This is a genomic window from Desulfosporosinus burensis (genome assembly GCF_054657535.1).
This window is the reverse complement of record NZ_BAAHYN010000011.1, coordinates 21,842-35,870: the sequence shown is the minus strand read 5'-3', so window position 1 is coordinate 35,870 and position 14,029 is coordinate 21,842. Positions and strand designations below refer to the sequence as shown.

The window sequence follows — 14,029 nt, the reverse complement described above, 5'->3', positions numbered from 1 at the left end:
TTTAACATTTTATTCGTCCGTTGACAAGAGGAAATGAACAAATATACAGTATAAATCTTATGGGAAAAAATATGGAATCTAGTTAGAAGGGATTATGATAAAATTGACGAATTAATATATTATTCGGATTTATCAAGGGGGGAGTGGCGGTTGAAAATTCCCCATCTAAAATTGGGAACTAAAATCGCAATGCTCTCATTCCTGTTAGTTTTTTTATCTGTCCTGCTGGCTGGAGTGATTATTGTCACCCGAATTACGGATAAAATGGAACAGGAAATTGGACATCGTGCGATCGCGATTTCACGAACGGTGGCTCAATTAGAAGAGGTGCAGGAGAATTTAAGTGAAGCGGATGGCTCCAAGGTAATTCAACCCCTTGCTGAGCGGATCCGTATTGCGACCGGGGTAGAATATATCGTTATCTTTAATATGGAAAAGATAAGGTACTCTCATCCTTATTTAGACCGGATCGGGACCGTCTTTAATGATGGGGATGAGGAACCTTCTCTACAGAGAAAGGAATATCTCTCTCAAGCCGTTGGAGTGATAGGACCGTCTGTGCGTGCTTTCGTACCTGTGCTAACTGATGAAGGCACTCGTCAAGTGGGTGTAGTAGCGGTTGGAATTCTAGTGCCTACCATAAGAGAAATAATTAGTACCATAAGACTGGAACTCTATTCTTCCTTATTAATTGGGTTAGCATTAGGCATTCTTGGTTCATTTTATCTATCTAGCAATATCAAAAAGAATATGTTTTCTCTAGAACCTAATGAAATAGCTAGGATGCTAGAAGAACGAGTGGCAATTTTCCAAGCAATGGATGATGGGGTCGTGGCGTTGGATGTCGAGAATCGGATTACTGTTATTAACCATAAAGCATGTCGAATGGCTGGGATTACTGACAAGGTTCTGGGACTTCAATTAAAAGAGCTTGTTGTATTTAATGGTCTCAAGGATCTATTAGAAGCCAATGATCCTTCCCAAACAACGGAACTTATCCTTTACCAAACTTGGGTTCTCGTTAATATTTTACCAGTGAAAGTCAAGGATCGAATCGTTGGGCGTGTGATTACCTTTAAAGATAAAACTGAAGTGCGTAAAATGGCTGAGGAATTAACGGGAGTCAGAACGTTTATCGAAGCCCTCCGAGTACAAAATCATGAATCGTTAAATAAATTGCACACTATTGCTGGGTTGATTCAGTTAGGCAAAGCTCAGGTAGCCATGGACTATATTTATCAAGTTACTGAGGAGCAACAAGAAGTAACCAGATTTTTAAGTAGCAAGATTAAACATCCCAGTGTCGCGGGATTACTGTTGGGTAAATATAACCGTGGCAAAGAACTTAAGGTCGATGTTGTATTTGATCCGGATTCTAGTTTATTAAAATTGCCGGAGGATTTTGACGATAACACACTGACCATTATTTTAGGGAACTTATTGGAAAATGCCATGGAAGCAGTTGTGGGCAGTGAGCTAAGAGAAGTTCACTGTCGTATTAAACAAGAGCAGACAGAATTAGTTCTGAGTGTTGAAGATACTGGGGTAGGTATTACTCCCGAAAATCAAGCAAGAATTTATCAATGGGGATTTTCAACCAAAGGAACAGATAATCGAGGAATTGGTCTGTCCTTGGTTAAACAAACAGTAGAAATGTTGGGGGGGACTATGGAGCTAGAGTCTGGAAAATGGGGTACACGTTTTGGAGTTAAGTTACCCTTGAAAATGGTTTAGTCGTAATCGTGCCTGAGCGACAACCTAGGCAAGGGTTTAAAAGGGGGTGAAACCATGAAGCTGATTGACTTAGTCCTTGTTGAAGACGATCCGATGGTAATGGAAGTCCATGAAGGATTTATCAAGAGAATTGGAGGATTTCGAATTTGTGGTAAGGCTAAAACGGGTAAAATGGCCTTAGAAATCATCCAAGATTTAAGACCACGCTTAGTCATTCTAGATATTTACCTGCCGGATTTAAATGGAATTCAAGTTCTCAGAGAGATTCGTCGTCTTGGGTTACCCACGGACATCATCTTGATCACGGCTGCTCAAGATGTGGCAACGGTTCAAGCCGGTTTGCGCTTTGGAGTGGTAGATTATATTATTAAACCTTTTAAATATGACCGGATCCATACTGCTCTTAACAATTATTATTCATACTCAGAACAGTTTCGAAATCGCTGGGAAATGAATCAAGAGGATCTGGACCGTTTGATTAAGATTCATCCCCCTCATGAATCTCTGCTAAATCGTAGTCGCGAAGATTTACCCAAAGGATTACGTGAGATTACCTTACAACAAGTTTACAACTTTCTTAAAGAAAGCCAGGTAGGACTATCCTCAGAGGAAGTTGCCGAAGGGGCAGGTCTAGCACGTGTCACCGCGCGTAGGTATTTAGAGTATCTAGAAAAAATTAACCGAGTATTATTGGAGACCCAATATGGCACTGTAGGTAGACCCATCAACAAATACAAAGTTGTACTTTAGAGTACAACTTTTTTTGACTAAAACTAGTGAGTAGACGTTGTGCTGTAGACCAATATGACCTTAATAATATCAAAAGGACCTAAATATTGAGAATAAACTGAAAATAAAATACAATACAAATATTCACAAAACAGAATCAGAAGGAGTAAAACGTATGGCTAGAAATAGCTGGCTTTTCATCCTCCTCATCGTTGTATTTGGATTATCAGGGTGTGGTACTAGGGTCTTCGATGGGCAGCAAGTCAAGAAAGAAGAAAAAATTATCATTAAGTTTTCCCACGTGGTAGAGGAAAACACACCCAAAGGTCTAGCGGCCATACGTTTTGCGAATTTAATCAGGGAGAGGTCTGGCGGTTCGATCGAAGTTCAAGTGTTTCCAAATTCTCAGCTATTCAAAGATGGTGAAGAATTCGAGGCCTTGAGCAGGGGAGATGTGCAAATGATTGCTCCGGCGACCTCTAAAGTTTCTCAATTATTTCCTCAATGGCAGATCTGGGATCTTCCCTACTTTTTTACTAATCTGGAAAGTGTTCATCAAATAATGGATGGCTCATTAGGTAAGGCATTACTTACTCAATTAGAGGAGAAAAATTTGAAGGGACTGGTGATGTGGGATAACGGCTTTAAACACTTAACCAATAACGATCATCCGATCGTCAAACCAAGTGATTTAGAAGGGTTGCGTTTTCGAATCATGTCTCAGGGAGTTTTAGAAGAGCAATTTCAGGCTTTTGGTGCTGACACACTCTTTCTTCCTTTCAATGATGTTTATACGGCTTTGGCAGAAGGGAGAGTACAAGGACAAGAAAATACAATCTCCAATATTTACTCAAAGGATTTTGATCAAGTGCAGAATTTTTTAACGCTTAGCCAACATGGATTTTTAGGGTATGCCGTCATCGTAAATCAGGAATTTTGGAATCAACTTCCTAGTCAGTCCCGTGAACTGCTTGAGGACACTTTGGACGAGGTAACCTCATGGGAAAGAGAAAAGGCTCGTGAGCTAAATGATGAACAATTAAAGGAACTTCAGAAGAGGAATAAGGTCAACATTTATTCACTCACCACTTTGGAAAAACAGATCTGGAAAGAGAGTTTTTCCTCGGTCTATTCTAAATTAGTACAAGATATTAGCCCAGAATTTCTACTTGCAGTCCAAAAGTGGGGCGAGCCCCAGTGAACTTGTTAACTCAAGCTGTGCGTGGAACTCACGATGGTCATGGACGACTTAGTGTCGCTGTAGCTACAGATGGTGAGAGGCAACCCCTTAAAGAATGGGGCGTTGGAAGAGGATAAGAAACTATAACTCGGATTTAAGGAGGTGAGGAAGGGCTAGTGGCCATAAGTGCATTGGATTAGTTTAATAAAATTTGAGGGGGAGAAAAAATGTTTAGAAAAAAACCGATGGCAGTAGCTTTGAGTGCAGTACTAGTCTTAGCCCTTTCTTTAGTTGGTTGCGGAGCAAAACCCGCAGCTACTACAACAGGTGAAGTCAAAAAAGAAGAAGTTAAGCCGATTATCGTAAAATTCGCCCATGTTGTGACTCCTGATACTCCAAAGGGACAGGCAGCACTTAAGTTTAAAGAATTAGCTGAACAGAAAACAAATGGAAAAGTAAAAGTTGAAGTTTACCCGTCATCCCAGCTCTATGGAGATAAAGAAGAATTAGAGGCTGCCCAATCGGGTAATGTACAAATCATTGCTCCGTCAGTTACAAAATTAGTGGGCTTGAACCCTAAATTCCAATATACAGATCTCCCGTTCTTATTCCCCGATAATCAAGCAGTCTACAAATTCTTTGCTTCTGATTCAATGAAGGGGCTCATGAATTCTTTGGATAAGTATAATTTACAAGGATTAGCAGTCTGGCCTAATGGCTTTAAGCAGTTTACCAATAATAAGCGCCCCCTAATCACTCCGGCAGATTTTAAAGGTTTAAAGTTTAGAACTCAAGCTGGTAAAGTGCTGGAGGCTCAGTTCAAAGCGCTAGGGGCTGGTTCTGCAACGATTGCTTTTGGTGAAACCTATGCAGCGTTACAACAAGGTACGGTGGACGGACAAGAAAATACCTTTAACAATATTGATACTCAAAAATATCAAGAAACCCAAAAATACCTCACAGTCACTAATCATGGTCGCATCGACTACATGATCATCGTCAATAAGAGTTTTTGGGCAGGTCTTGAGCCAGATATCCGTAAAGCCTTAGATGAGTCCATGGCTGAAGCAACCAAGTATGCTGTTGAACAAGCAGAACTTCTCGATAAAAAGAGTATGGATAACTTAAAGAAGGGTGGCAAAATGCAGTTCACTGAGTTAACCCCAGCACAAATGGGAGTGTTCCAAGAAACTATGAAGCCTGTTTATGCACAGTTTGAAAGTGTACTCAGCAAAGAGTTAATTGACGCAGCAATTAAAGCCGGCCAGAAGTAAGTCTTAGTCTCTTAAACTCAAATAAATAGATAAGAGGGTTCTTCTAGCAAGGACCCTTTTATCAAAAGGGGTATTCAGGAATCATTGCATAAATAAGAGCTAGAGGTGAAATAAATGAAAAAGTTCTGGCAAGTCTTTGAATTCCTTGAGGACATCGTTTCGGGTGGACTTCTTTCAGCAGGTGTTACCTTGATTTTCTACGGTGTCATCATGCGCTATGTGTTTAATGATGCGCGCTCTTGGGTTGATGAGATTTCTCAATATATGATTATTTGGGGGACCTTAATTGGTACCAGTGTGGCCTTGCGCAATGATCATCACATCAAGGTGGATATGTTATTTAATGTCTTGCCGAAAAAGGTGCAGTACATTGTCACTTTGTTTGCGCATACGGTAGGAATTACGTTTAGCCTTTTCATAGGGGTTTATGGTTATCAATTAGTCTCTTTCACGCACAATACAGGGCAAGTGTCTACAGACGTAGGAATTCCACTGTATATGGTTTACAGTATTCTTCCACTGACCGGAGCGCTTTTGACATTTCGATTTTTAGTCAAACTCTATGAAGCTGCACGAAATACCGGCGGGGTCGGCAAAGTGGCGGAAAGGATGTAATCAAATGTTAGTAGCATTGTTGTTTTTACTTTTTGTTATTTTCTTTTTGCTAAACGTCCCTATTGCCATTAGTTTAGCCATGTCTACAATTGCGCTGATCGTAACGACGGAAACGTTTAATATGATGATGATCCCTCAAAGGATGTTTGCCGGACTGAATTCGGCTACCTTAATGGCCATACCTGGTTATATTTTAGCCGGAGTTTTAATGTCGCGGGGGGGAGTTTCTAAATACTTGATCGAGAGTTTACGCTCTTGGATTGGGCATTTACCGGGTGGCTTATCCGTAGTCACTATTTTGGCGTGTATGATTTTCGCAGCAATATCAGGATCGAGTCCAGCAACGGCGGCAGCGATCGGTGCAATTATGCTTCCAGCTATGGTGGAGGGTGGTTATCCTAAACGCTATGCCATGGGACTTATCGCTGCTGCAGGAACCCTAGGAATTTTGATCCCACCGAGTATTCCCTTGATCGTGTATGGTGTCACCTCGGATGAATCAATCGGAAAGTTGTTTATGGCTGGAATTGTCCCTGGATTAATTCTAGGAAGTATCTTAGTAATTTCAGCGATAATTTACGCTAAGAAGAATAACTACGGACTCATGCCAAAATATACCTGGTCTCAACGGTGGAAAGCCTCTCTAAAGGCTATACCAGCAGCCCTTTTACCGGTGGTCATTCTGGGAAGTATTTATACTGGGATATGTACCCCCACAGAAGCAGCCGTAGTCGCCGTTTTTTATACTCTCGTCGTTTCTATCTTTATATATCGAGAACTACACTTTAAGGATATACGGGGTATTTTAAGGGAAACCATTAATACATCCTCGATGATCTTTTTAATTATCGCGGCTGCTTTGGTTTTTGCGCTTTACTTAACAAATAACCAAATACCGAATAAAGTAGCTGATTGGATAAGTGAAGCTAACCTTAATATCATCCTCTTTTTTGTTGTGACACAACTGGTATTCTTTGTAATGGGTACGTTTTTAGAAGCGGTTTCGATTATCTTAATTACCTTACCCATCTTGTTACCGATCATTAAGCAATTAGGTATTGATCCGATTCATTTTGCCATTGTCATGACGGTCAATATGGAATTAGCGATGATTACTCCCCCGGTTGGCTTGAACTTATTTGTGGTTAGTTCAATGGCTAAGGAGCCTTTAGGAGAAGTCGTTAAAGGAGTAATTCCCTTTATTATCTTAATGATTGCCGCGATGATCTTGTTTGTGATTTTCCCGGATCTATCTCTCTATATTCCACGCGTCATAATGGATTAGGGTAGTATTGCATAGAAGCCTTTCCTGAATAGGTGTCATTCACCTATCCAGAGAAAGGCTTTATGTTTTAAAAAATAGAATACTACCAAGTCTCCCCATTTTCTAAGTCTTAACATTTTTTCTGCTTATAAAATTCTAAAAATTTTAAATTCAAGTAGGAGATTAGAGTCCTGAGCGCGAATATTCTAATAACAATAAAAAATGAAGGGTCAATTTGTGGGGGGGAATAGAGTGGCGCGCAAAGTAAAAGTGGGTATTGTCGGCATGGGTCAAGGGGGCGTGTCGATCTATAAAACGCTAAGAAGTATCGAGCATGTCGAGCTCAGTGTAGTCTGCGATCAGCAAGTTAATTCCCACGGTCTGCAAATGGCTCAATTAGACGGAGTACAGACTTGTGTCCTAGTGGAGGATTTCTTGAAAGTGCCTAACCTGGATGTGATTATTGAAGCTACCGGTGCTTCTCATGTTCAGCAACAAATTGAAAAAGCTAAAGACAAGACCTGCGCTGTGATTGAAGCCCAAGGTGCCAATCTAATGATGTATATAATTGAGGAAAAGGAAAAGCTCGCCGATATTAAACGATTAAAAGGTGAGCTTGATGCGATCTTGAACTCAGTTCAGGAAGCTATTGAAGTAGCGGGGATCAACGGTAAAATCAAATATGTCAATCCGTCGTTCAGTCGTGTCACCTCAATCCCTGCTGGCCAGCGTATCGGCAACAATATATTTGACGTTTCTCCTAACGGGGCACTGGCCCGGTCTCTTCGAACTCACGAAGCTGTTTTCGCTCATCGTGCTGTGGTCGGAGGCGCAAACGTCGAGGTGGTTGCCAATGCTTCCCCCATTGTAGTGGATGGGAAAATGGAAGGTGCAGTTGTCGTTTTTCAGCCATTAACAGATATTTACAAACTGATGGAACAATTACGAGCTTCCAATCAAGTGATTGATGATTTGCAAACTCGCATCAATCAGATTTCTACTAGTTCGTATACGTTTGATGACCTGATTGGGAGCCACCCGGAATTTGAAAGTGCTTTAAATTTAGCCCTAAAGGCAGCCAAAAGTAACTCAACTATTCTGATTACTGGAGAGTCCGGGACAGGAAAAGAATTATTCGCTCATGCCATCCATGGGGCTAGTTTACGCTTGGACAAGCCATTTATCAAAGTGAACTGTGCGGCAATCCCTGAAACGTTACTGGAAAGTGAATTTTTCGGGCATGAAAAAGGAGCTTTCACTGGAGCTCTCAAAACAAAACTGGGTAAAATGGAGTTGGCCAATGGCGGAACCATTTTCTTGGATGAAATAGGAGATATGAATCTAAGTTTACAAGCCAAATTGTTAAGAGTTTTACAAGAGATGGAGTTTGAACGGGTTGGTGGAAATCAAACCATTAAAGTGGATGTTCGAGTAATATCAGCAACCAACCGAAATTTGTTGGAAATGACCAAACGTGGAGAGTTTCGGGAAGATCTTTATTACCGTCTCAATGTTCTTGAATTGCGTTTACCGCCTCTTCGTAAACACAAAGAAGACATTCCATCCTATGTTCAATCCTTGATCGTTAAATTTAACCGTAAATTTGGTAAACACGTGAAGGGATTGACGACCCAAGCTGAGGAACTCTTAATGCAATACAATTGGCCAGGTAACATCCGTGAACTACAGAATGTTGTGGAACGAGCCATGGTTACGGTAGAAGAAGAAATTATTACTCATAAGTATATTTTCAATTTAGTGGATTCACAGGCCCAAATGCAAAATGAATCGGTGCTCGGAGGAGTCATACCCCTTGAACAAATGGAAAAGCAGCTGATTCGTTTGGCCTTAAAAGAATACGGGGATACTGTAGAAGGAAAAAAACAAGCCGCGAAGGCCTTAAAGATATCCTTGGCGACGCTCTACAATAAACTAAAGACAATGTCGTGACTTGAATAGAGATTAAGGCGGATACCGGAAGCTGTATTCTAGAATTTAGAATATTCATGTCTACATTCTAGAAATTATAAACACTTTAAGTCATCCAAGTATAACGGATGATAAGCTGTACTACCCTTAGGCTGGTATAAACTAACATTTTTTTTACTGGAAGCTGAGTATTCATGCGGAGTTAATTTTTTACCAAAAAAAATGTCTGAAAATTAATTTTATTCTATTATATTGGCACATAGATTGCTTAATGTTATTAAGTTCCTTAAATGATTCTTGACTTGTAAATGGAGGGAGATATAGAAACTATAAGTTAAAATTGGACAAGGCAATAATAGCTGTATCAAAATTTATTTGGAGGAGGATTGAGAGTATGAGTACGACACAAAAACCCTATCATTTTTTAATTCGAAGAGTCCATTCATTATTAGGATTAGTCCCGATTGGCTTTTTTTTAATGTTTCATATGGTTCTCAATTTAACAGCTCTCGGGGGTCCAAAACTGTATGACCAGATTATCCATACTATGCAAAGTTTTCCGGGTATTTTCCTGATCGAATTGATCGTGATCTTTATTCCGATCGCAATTCATGCCATTTATGGAACTTGGGTGGTTTATACGGGTCAAAGCAACATTCTGAGATACAACTATGCTCGGAACTGGTTCTATATTATCCAACGGGTCTCGGGTCTTTATACCGTGATATTTGTCGTTATTCATGTCTATCTTTTGCGTTTTGGCGAAGCCAATTTTGTTGCACTGCAACAATTCCTGAGTCAACCCTTAGGACTTTTATTTTATGCTTTGGGCGTGATCTTTGCGATTTTTCATTTCACGAATGGCTTATGGGCCTTTGCCATTACTTGGGGCTTAACAATTGGACCACATTCTCAAAAAGTATGGTCGTATTCATTGGCCGCAGTGTTCTTTGTCTTAACTGCAATCGGTTTATTTGATATTTCCGCCTTCCTGAAGTAAAGAAAAAATCTATTATTCATACTTGTATTTAAATGAAATCATTAATTAGGAGGTTCAAGGGATGAGTAAAGTCATCGTTGTAGGAGGTGGACTTGCTGGACTGATGGCTACGATCAAGATGGCCGAAGCCGGCACGCACGTCGACTTATTCTCGTTAGTACCCGTTAAACGTTCCCACTCAGTATGCGCCCAGGGAGGCATTAATGGTGCAGTCAATACCAAAGGCGAAGGGGACTCTACGTGGCTTCACTTTGATGATACGGTGTACGGGGGAGATTTTCTGGCTAATCAACCACCAGTGAAGGCTATGTGTGATGAAGCACCCGGGATTATTCACTTGATGGATAGGATGGGCGTAATGTTTAGCCGTACGCCGGAAGGGTTGCTTGATTTCCGACGTTTTGGAGGGACCAAATTTCACAGGACAGCCTTTGCAGGGGCCACAACAGGTCAACAACTACTCTATGCACTCGATGAGCAGGTTCGTCGTTATGAAGTTGAAGGCATGGTACAAAAATTCGAACAATGGGAATTGCTCTCGACTGTGCTCGATGAAGGAACTTGTAAAGGGATTATCGCTCAAGACCTTCGAACGATGAGCATTCAGTCGTTTGCTGCGGACGCCGTGATTATTGCAACTGGGGGACCGGGTGCGGTCTTTGGTAAAAGCACAAACTCGACGATTTGTACGGGAAGCGCTGTCTCAGCGTTATATCAACAAGGCGTGAAGTATGCCAATGGGGAATTTATTCAGATCCACCCTACGGCAATTCCAGGTGATGACAAGCTCAGGTTGATGTCCGAATCGGCTCGTGGCGAAGGCGGACGAGTCTGGACTTACAAGGATGGAAAACCCTGGTATTTCCTTGAAGAGATGTTTCCGGATTACGGTAATCTCGTTCCGAGAGATATTGCAACTCGAGCTATTTATGAAGTGGTCTTTGATCAAGGTCTGGGGATTAATGGGGAGAACATGGTTTACCTCGATCTGTCGCATATTGATCCGGTGGTCTTGCAAGTCAAACTTGGGGGAATCCTGGAAATCTATGAAAAGTTCGTGGGTGATGATCCTAAGAAAGTCCCCATGCGAATTTTCCCTGCTGTTCACTATTCCATGGGTGGACTCTGGGTCGATTACGACCAGATGACGAATATTCCCGGACTTTTTGCTGCTGGGGAATGTGAATATCAATACCATGGGGCAAACCGTCTAGGAGCGAACTCGTTGCTTTCAGCAATCTACGGGGGAATGGTCGCTGGGCCTAAAGTAATGCAGTACATTAAGAAAAATAAGCTTCAAACTCCAAGCGGCACTGGGCCAGCCTTTTTGAAGGCGAAGAAACTTCAAGAGGAGCAGTGGACGAAGATCCTGGCTATGAAAGGGACAGAAAACCCCTACTATCTTCACAAAGAACTAGGCGATATTATGACTTTGAACGTGACCGTCGTACGTTACAACGATAAACTGGCGGAAACCGACCTTGTCCTTCAGGAACTCATGAAACGCTGGCATAATATTGGCAGAAGCGATACCGTTGAATGGGGGACCCAGGAAGGAACGTTCATCCGTCAACTCTGGAACATGTTGGAATTGGCAAGAGTTGTTACTTTGGGTGCCTTACGCCGCAATGAGAGCAGGGGTGGACATTATAAACCGGAGTATCCGGAGCGTGATGATGTGAATTTCTTAAAAACAACCATTGCGGATTGGACACCCCTTGGCCCAGAACTCAGTTATGAAGACGTTGACGTATCCTTGATTCCACCGCGTCCACGCCACTATTAATTAGCGAAGTAGGAGGTGTATTTAAGATGGCTGAACAACAAAAAACAATACGTTTTAAAATCCGTCGTCAAGACGGACCTGATAAGCAAAGTCGTTGGGAAGAGTTTGATATTCCTTACAGAGAGAAACTGAATGTTATTTCTTGTTTGATGGAGATACAGAAAAACCCAGTAACCTCTGAAGGTAAGAAGACGACCCCCGTGGTTTGGGAATGTAACTGCCTAGAGGAAGTCTGCGGGGCCTGTACTATGAATATCAATGGACAAGGAAAACAAGCTTGCTCGGCTCTAATAGACCAATTGCCTCAACCTATTGTCCTTGAGCCACTGACAAAATTCCCGGTGGTACGGGATCTTATGGTTGACAGGCACATCATGTTCGATCATTTGAAAACAGTTCATGCTTGGATTCCGATTGATGGAACTTATAATTTGGGATCCGGCCCGCGCATGGCAGAAGTGAAGCGCCAGTGGGCCTACGAACTCTCAAAATGTATGACCTGCGGGTGCTGTATGGAAGCTTGCCCCCAAGTTAATTCCCGTTCCAAATTTATTGGACCGTCTGCTATTTCTCAGGTTCGACTCTTTAACGCTCATCCTACAGGAGAGATGAACAAACATGAACGCTTGGAACCATTGCTTGACGAGGGTGGAATAGCGGACTGTGGCAATTCACAAAATTGTGTTCGCGCTTGTCCTAAGGAGATACCCTTGACTACGAGTCTAGCCGATTTAAATCGTGAAACAAATAAGTTTGCCTTAGATCGCTGGCTCCGAAAATAGATAACTTAACTCTTGGTCTTGTATAATTTGGTAATATTTGCAGATTCTAAACTAAATGTATTGCATAGAATAATTAAAAAGGAGATTCGAGTTTATGAAAACACAACGAGAGGATTCCACGGCCCTTCGTCATGACAATGACCTCGAAATCCGGACTAATGTTCTGGAACGCGATGAGGATGACATTTTGAATTATTCAACTTCGAGCATCTTTGGTCCTTGTTGCCCCAATGGTTGCCAGTACTGCCGACCAAACTGTCATGAAAAGTCGGATCGACTTGATTTCTTTTAAACTAAATTAACTTAAGCGGAAAATTCTGTTGACCTACTTTTGCACCATGTATCCCCTTTCGCTATAATGAATGGGAATGGATGGTGTATCTTTGTCTATGGTTAAATTATTCTAATGGTATTTTAGAAAGGAAACTAAGAAAATGATTGAACTTGGGAAATTCCATAAGCTTAAAATTTCAAATTTTACATCCTTTGGTGCTTACTTAGACGCTGGAACAGGTGTACGTCACGACAATATTCTTCTGCCCGTTAAACAATTACCCGAGGGGGCTAAAGCGGGGGACGAATTAGAGGTTTTTATCTATCGAGACTCAGAAGAAAGGTTAATCGCCACGACTAGGAAACCGTTAGCCCAATTAGGAGATTTGGCCTATCTCAAGGTCAATGCCAAGACGAAGATCGGAGCCTTTTTGGATTGGGGTTTAGAAAGAGGCTTATTTTTGCCTTTTAAGGAACAGAAATATCCCATCGAAGTAGGTAAGAGTTATCTGGTGAAAGTCTATTTGGATAAGAGTCAGAGGATGAGCGCTACGACAGAGATTTATGAGTATCTTAAGGCTGATACACCTTATCAAAAGAACGATAAAGTGGTCGGTACGGTCTATTCAGTTAATCCTGAGTATGGTGCGTTTGTTGCGGTCGATAATCTATATCTCGGCTTAATTCCAGTTAATGAATATTTTACGGAACTCAAAGAAGGGGACCAGGTAGAGGCTCGAGTTATCAGAGTAAGAGAGGATGGCAAGCTTGACTTGTCGCCAAGAGATCTTTCTCATCTCCAAATTGGTAGTGACACAGAGAAAATCCTCCAAGGGATCAGAAACCATGAAGGATTTCTAGCGCTCAACGATAAAAGTAGCCCCCTCGAAATTCAAAGTCGTTTGAATATGAGTAAAGCAGCCTTTAAACGTGCTTTAGGCAAACTGCTTAAAGAGAACAAAGTTACGCAGACGGAAACAGGGTTGAAGGAAAACGATGAAAAATGAAAATTATTGTGGATGCTGACGCTTGTCCTAAATCAGTTCTACAGATCTGCCTCAGGTTAGCTCAAAATTATGCTATTCCAGTTTGGACGGTAGCCAGTTTTAATCACAATATTGTTTCCGAGCATCATATAGTTGTTGGAGACTCATCACAAGAAGCGGATATTCGTGTCATGAATCTAGCTCAAGCTGGAGATGTGGTTGTGACCCAAGATTGGGGTTTAGCGGCCATGTTATTAGGAAAAGAAGTTAAATGCCTAAGTCCTGCAGGACGTGAATTCGACCCTTCAAAAATTGAATTTTTATTAGAGGAGCGCGAAGCTAAAGCAAAGTTTCGACGAGGTGGAGGAAGAACTAAAGGGCCTAAAAAGAGAATCACTGAGGATGATCGCAAGTTTGAAGCATGTTTACAGGAAATACTGAAAGCAAACTCTACGATCACTCCAGAGTGAACTCGTT

General features: G+C 41.5%; 13 protein-coding genes. All 13 read left to right on the top strand.

Features of this window, described 5'->3' with window-relative positions; genetic code table 11:
- The first annotated feature begins 150 nt into the window (after positions 1-150).
- The 13 genes from ACYQ3Q_RS18935 (at position 151) to ACYQ3Q_RS18875 (ending at position 14,022) form a co-directional block, all read left to right on the top strand.
- The gene (locus tag ACYQ3Q_RS18935) at positions 151-1,734 is read left to right on the top strand and encodes an ATP-binding protein (RefSeq protein WP_459930081.1); all 1,584 of its coding nucleotides are present in this window, start codon (positions 151-153) and stop codon (positions 1,732-1,734) included.
- A 54-nt stretch (positions 1,735-1,788) separates the two neighbouring features.
- A complete protein-coding gene (locus ACYQ3Q_RS18930; protein ID WP_459930080.1) occupies positions 1,789-2,484 on the top strand; it encodes a response regulator in 696 nt (231 codons plus the stop codon).
- Between the two features lie 154 nt (positions 2,485-2,638).
- On the top strand, positions 2,639-3,664 hold the full coding sequence (locus tag ACYQ3Q_RS18925; RefSeq protein ID WP_459930079.1) for a DctP family TRAP transporter solute-binding subunit: 1,026 nt from the start codon (positions 2,639-2,641) through the stop codon (positions 3,662-3,664).
- Between the two features lie 206 nt (positions 3,665-3,870).
- On the top strand, positions 3,871-4,917 hold the full coding sequence (locus ACYQ3Q_RS18920) for a DctP family TRAP transporter solute-binding subunit (protein WP_459930078.1): 1,047 nt from the start codon (positions 3,871-3,873) through the stop codon (positions 4,915-4,917).
- Between the two features lie 114 nt (positions 4,918-5,031).
- Positions 5,032-5,532, top strand: coding sequence for a TRAP transporter small permease (locus tag ACYQ3Q_RS18915; protein ID WP_459930077.1), 501 nt, complete (start codon positions 5,032-5,034; stop codon positions 5,530-5,532).
- Positions 5,533-5,536: 4 nt separating this feature from the next.
- Entirely contained in the window at positions 5,537-6,817 is a 1,281-nt protein-coding gene (locus tag ACYQ3Q_RS18910) for a TRAP transporter large permease (RefSeq protein ID WP_459930076.1), read from the top strand.
- Between the two features lie 231 nt (positions 6,818-7,048).
- Complete coding sequence (locus ACYQ3Q_RS18905; RefSeq protein ID WP_459930075.1) at positions 7,049-8,746, top strand: sigma-54 interaction domain-containing protein; 1,698 nt, start codon at positions 7,049-7,051, stop codon at positions 8,744-8,746.
- A gap of 373 nt (positions 8,747-9,119) precedes the next feature.
- Entirely contained in the window at positions 9,120-9,725 is a 606-nt protein-coding gene (locus ACYQ3Q_RS18900) for a succinate dehydrogenase/fumarate reductase transmembrane subunit (RefSeq protein WP_459930074.1), read from the top strand.
- A 61-nt stretch (positions 9,726-9,786) separates the two neighbouring features.
- Positions 9,787-11,511, top strand: a complete 1,725-nt coding sequence (gene sdhA, locus ACYQ3Q_RS18895; protein WP_459930073.1) for a succinate dehydrogenase flavoprotein subunit — start codon at positions 9,787-9,789, stop codon at positions 11,509-11,511.
- A gap of 26 nt (positions 11,512-11,537) precedes the next feature.
- Positions 11,538-12,293: a succinate dehydrogenase iron-sulfur subunit gene (gene sdhB, locus ACYQ3Q_RS18890; RefSeq protein ID WP_459930072.1), complete on the top strand. Its 756-nt coding sequence runs from the start codon at positions 11,538-11,540 to the stop codon at positions 12,291-12,293.
- A gap of 94 nt (positions 12,294-12,387) precedes the next feature.
- Positions 12,388-12,585, top strand: coding sequence for a hypothetical protein (locus ACYQ3Q_RS18885; protein WP_459930071.1), 198 nt, complete (start codon positions 12,388-12,390; stop codon positions 12,583-12,585).
- Between the two features lie 142 nt (positions 12,586-12,727).
- On the top strand, positions 12,728-13,573 hold the full coding sequence (locus ACYQ3Q_RS18880; RefSeq protein ID WP_459930070.1) for a CvfB family protein: 846 nt from the start codon (positions 12,728-12,730) through the stop codon (positions 13,571-13,573).
- Positions 13,570-14,022 carry a YaiI/YqxD family protein gene (locus ACYQ3Q_RS18875; RefSeq protein ID WP_459930069.1) on the top strand — a complete coding sequence of 151 codons (453 nt, stop codon included), beginning with the start codon at positions 13,570-13,572 and terminating at the stop codon, positions 14,020-14,022. Before ACYQ3Q_RS18880 ends, ACYQ3Q_RS18875 begins: the two co-directional genes overlap by 4 nt.
- The last annotated feature ends 7 nt before the right edge of the window (positions 14,023-14,029 follow it).

What these genes read in the sequence shown, in the direction of transcription:
- ACYQ3Q_RS18930 (WP_459930080.1), top strand. Translation starts at nt 1,789, where the DNA reads ATGAAGCTGATTGACTTAGTCCTTGTTGAAGACGATCCGATGGTAATG.
- ACYQ3Q_RS18925 (WP_459930079.1), top strand. Translation starts at nt 2,639, where the DNA reads ATGGCTAGAAATAGCTGGCTTTTCATCCTCCTCATCGTTGTATTTGGA.
- ACYQ3Q_RS18920 (WP_459930078.1), top strand. Translation starts at nt 3,871, where the DNA reads ATGTTTAGAAAAAAACCGATGGCAGTAGCTTTGAGTGCAGTACTAGTC.
- ACYQ3Q_RS18915 (WP_459930077.1), top strand. Translation starts at nt 5,032, where the DNA reads ATGAAAAAGTTCTGGCAAGTCTTTGAATTCCTTGAGGACATCGTTTCG.
- ACYQ3Q_RS18910 (WP_459930076.1), top strand. Translation starts at nt 5,537, where the DNA reads ATGTTAGTAGCATTGTTGTTTTTACTTTTTGTTATTTTCTTTTTGCTA.
- ACYQ3Q_RS18900 (WP_459930074.1), top strand. Translation starts at nt 9,120, where the DNA reads ATGAGTACGACACAAAAACCCTATCATTTTTTAATTCGAAGAGTCCAT.
- sdhA (WP_459930073.1), top strand. Translation starts at nt 9,787, where the DNA reads ATGAGTAAAGTCATCGTTGTAGGAGGTGGACTTGCTGGACTGATGGCT.
- sdhB (WP_459930072.1), top strand. Translation starts at nt 11,538, where the DNA reads ATGGCTGAACAACAAAAAACAATACGTTTTAAAATCCGTCGTCAAGAC.
- ACYQ3Q_RS18885 (WP_459930071.1), top strand. Translation starts at nt 12,388, where the DNA reads ATGAAAACACAACGAGAGGATTCCACGGCCCTTCGTCATGACAATGAC.
- ACYQ3Q_RS18880 (WP_459930070.1), top strand. Translation starts at nt 12,728, where the DNA reads ATGATTGAACTTGGGAAATTCCATAAGCTTAAAATTTCAAATTTTACA.
- ACYQ3Q_RS18875 (WP_459930069.1), top strand. Translation starts at nt 13,570, where the DNA reads ATGAAAATTATTGTGGATGCTGACGCTTGTCCTAAATCAGTTCTACAG.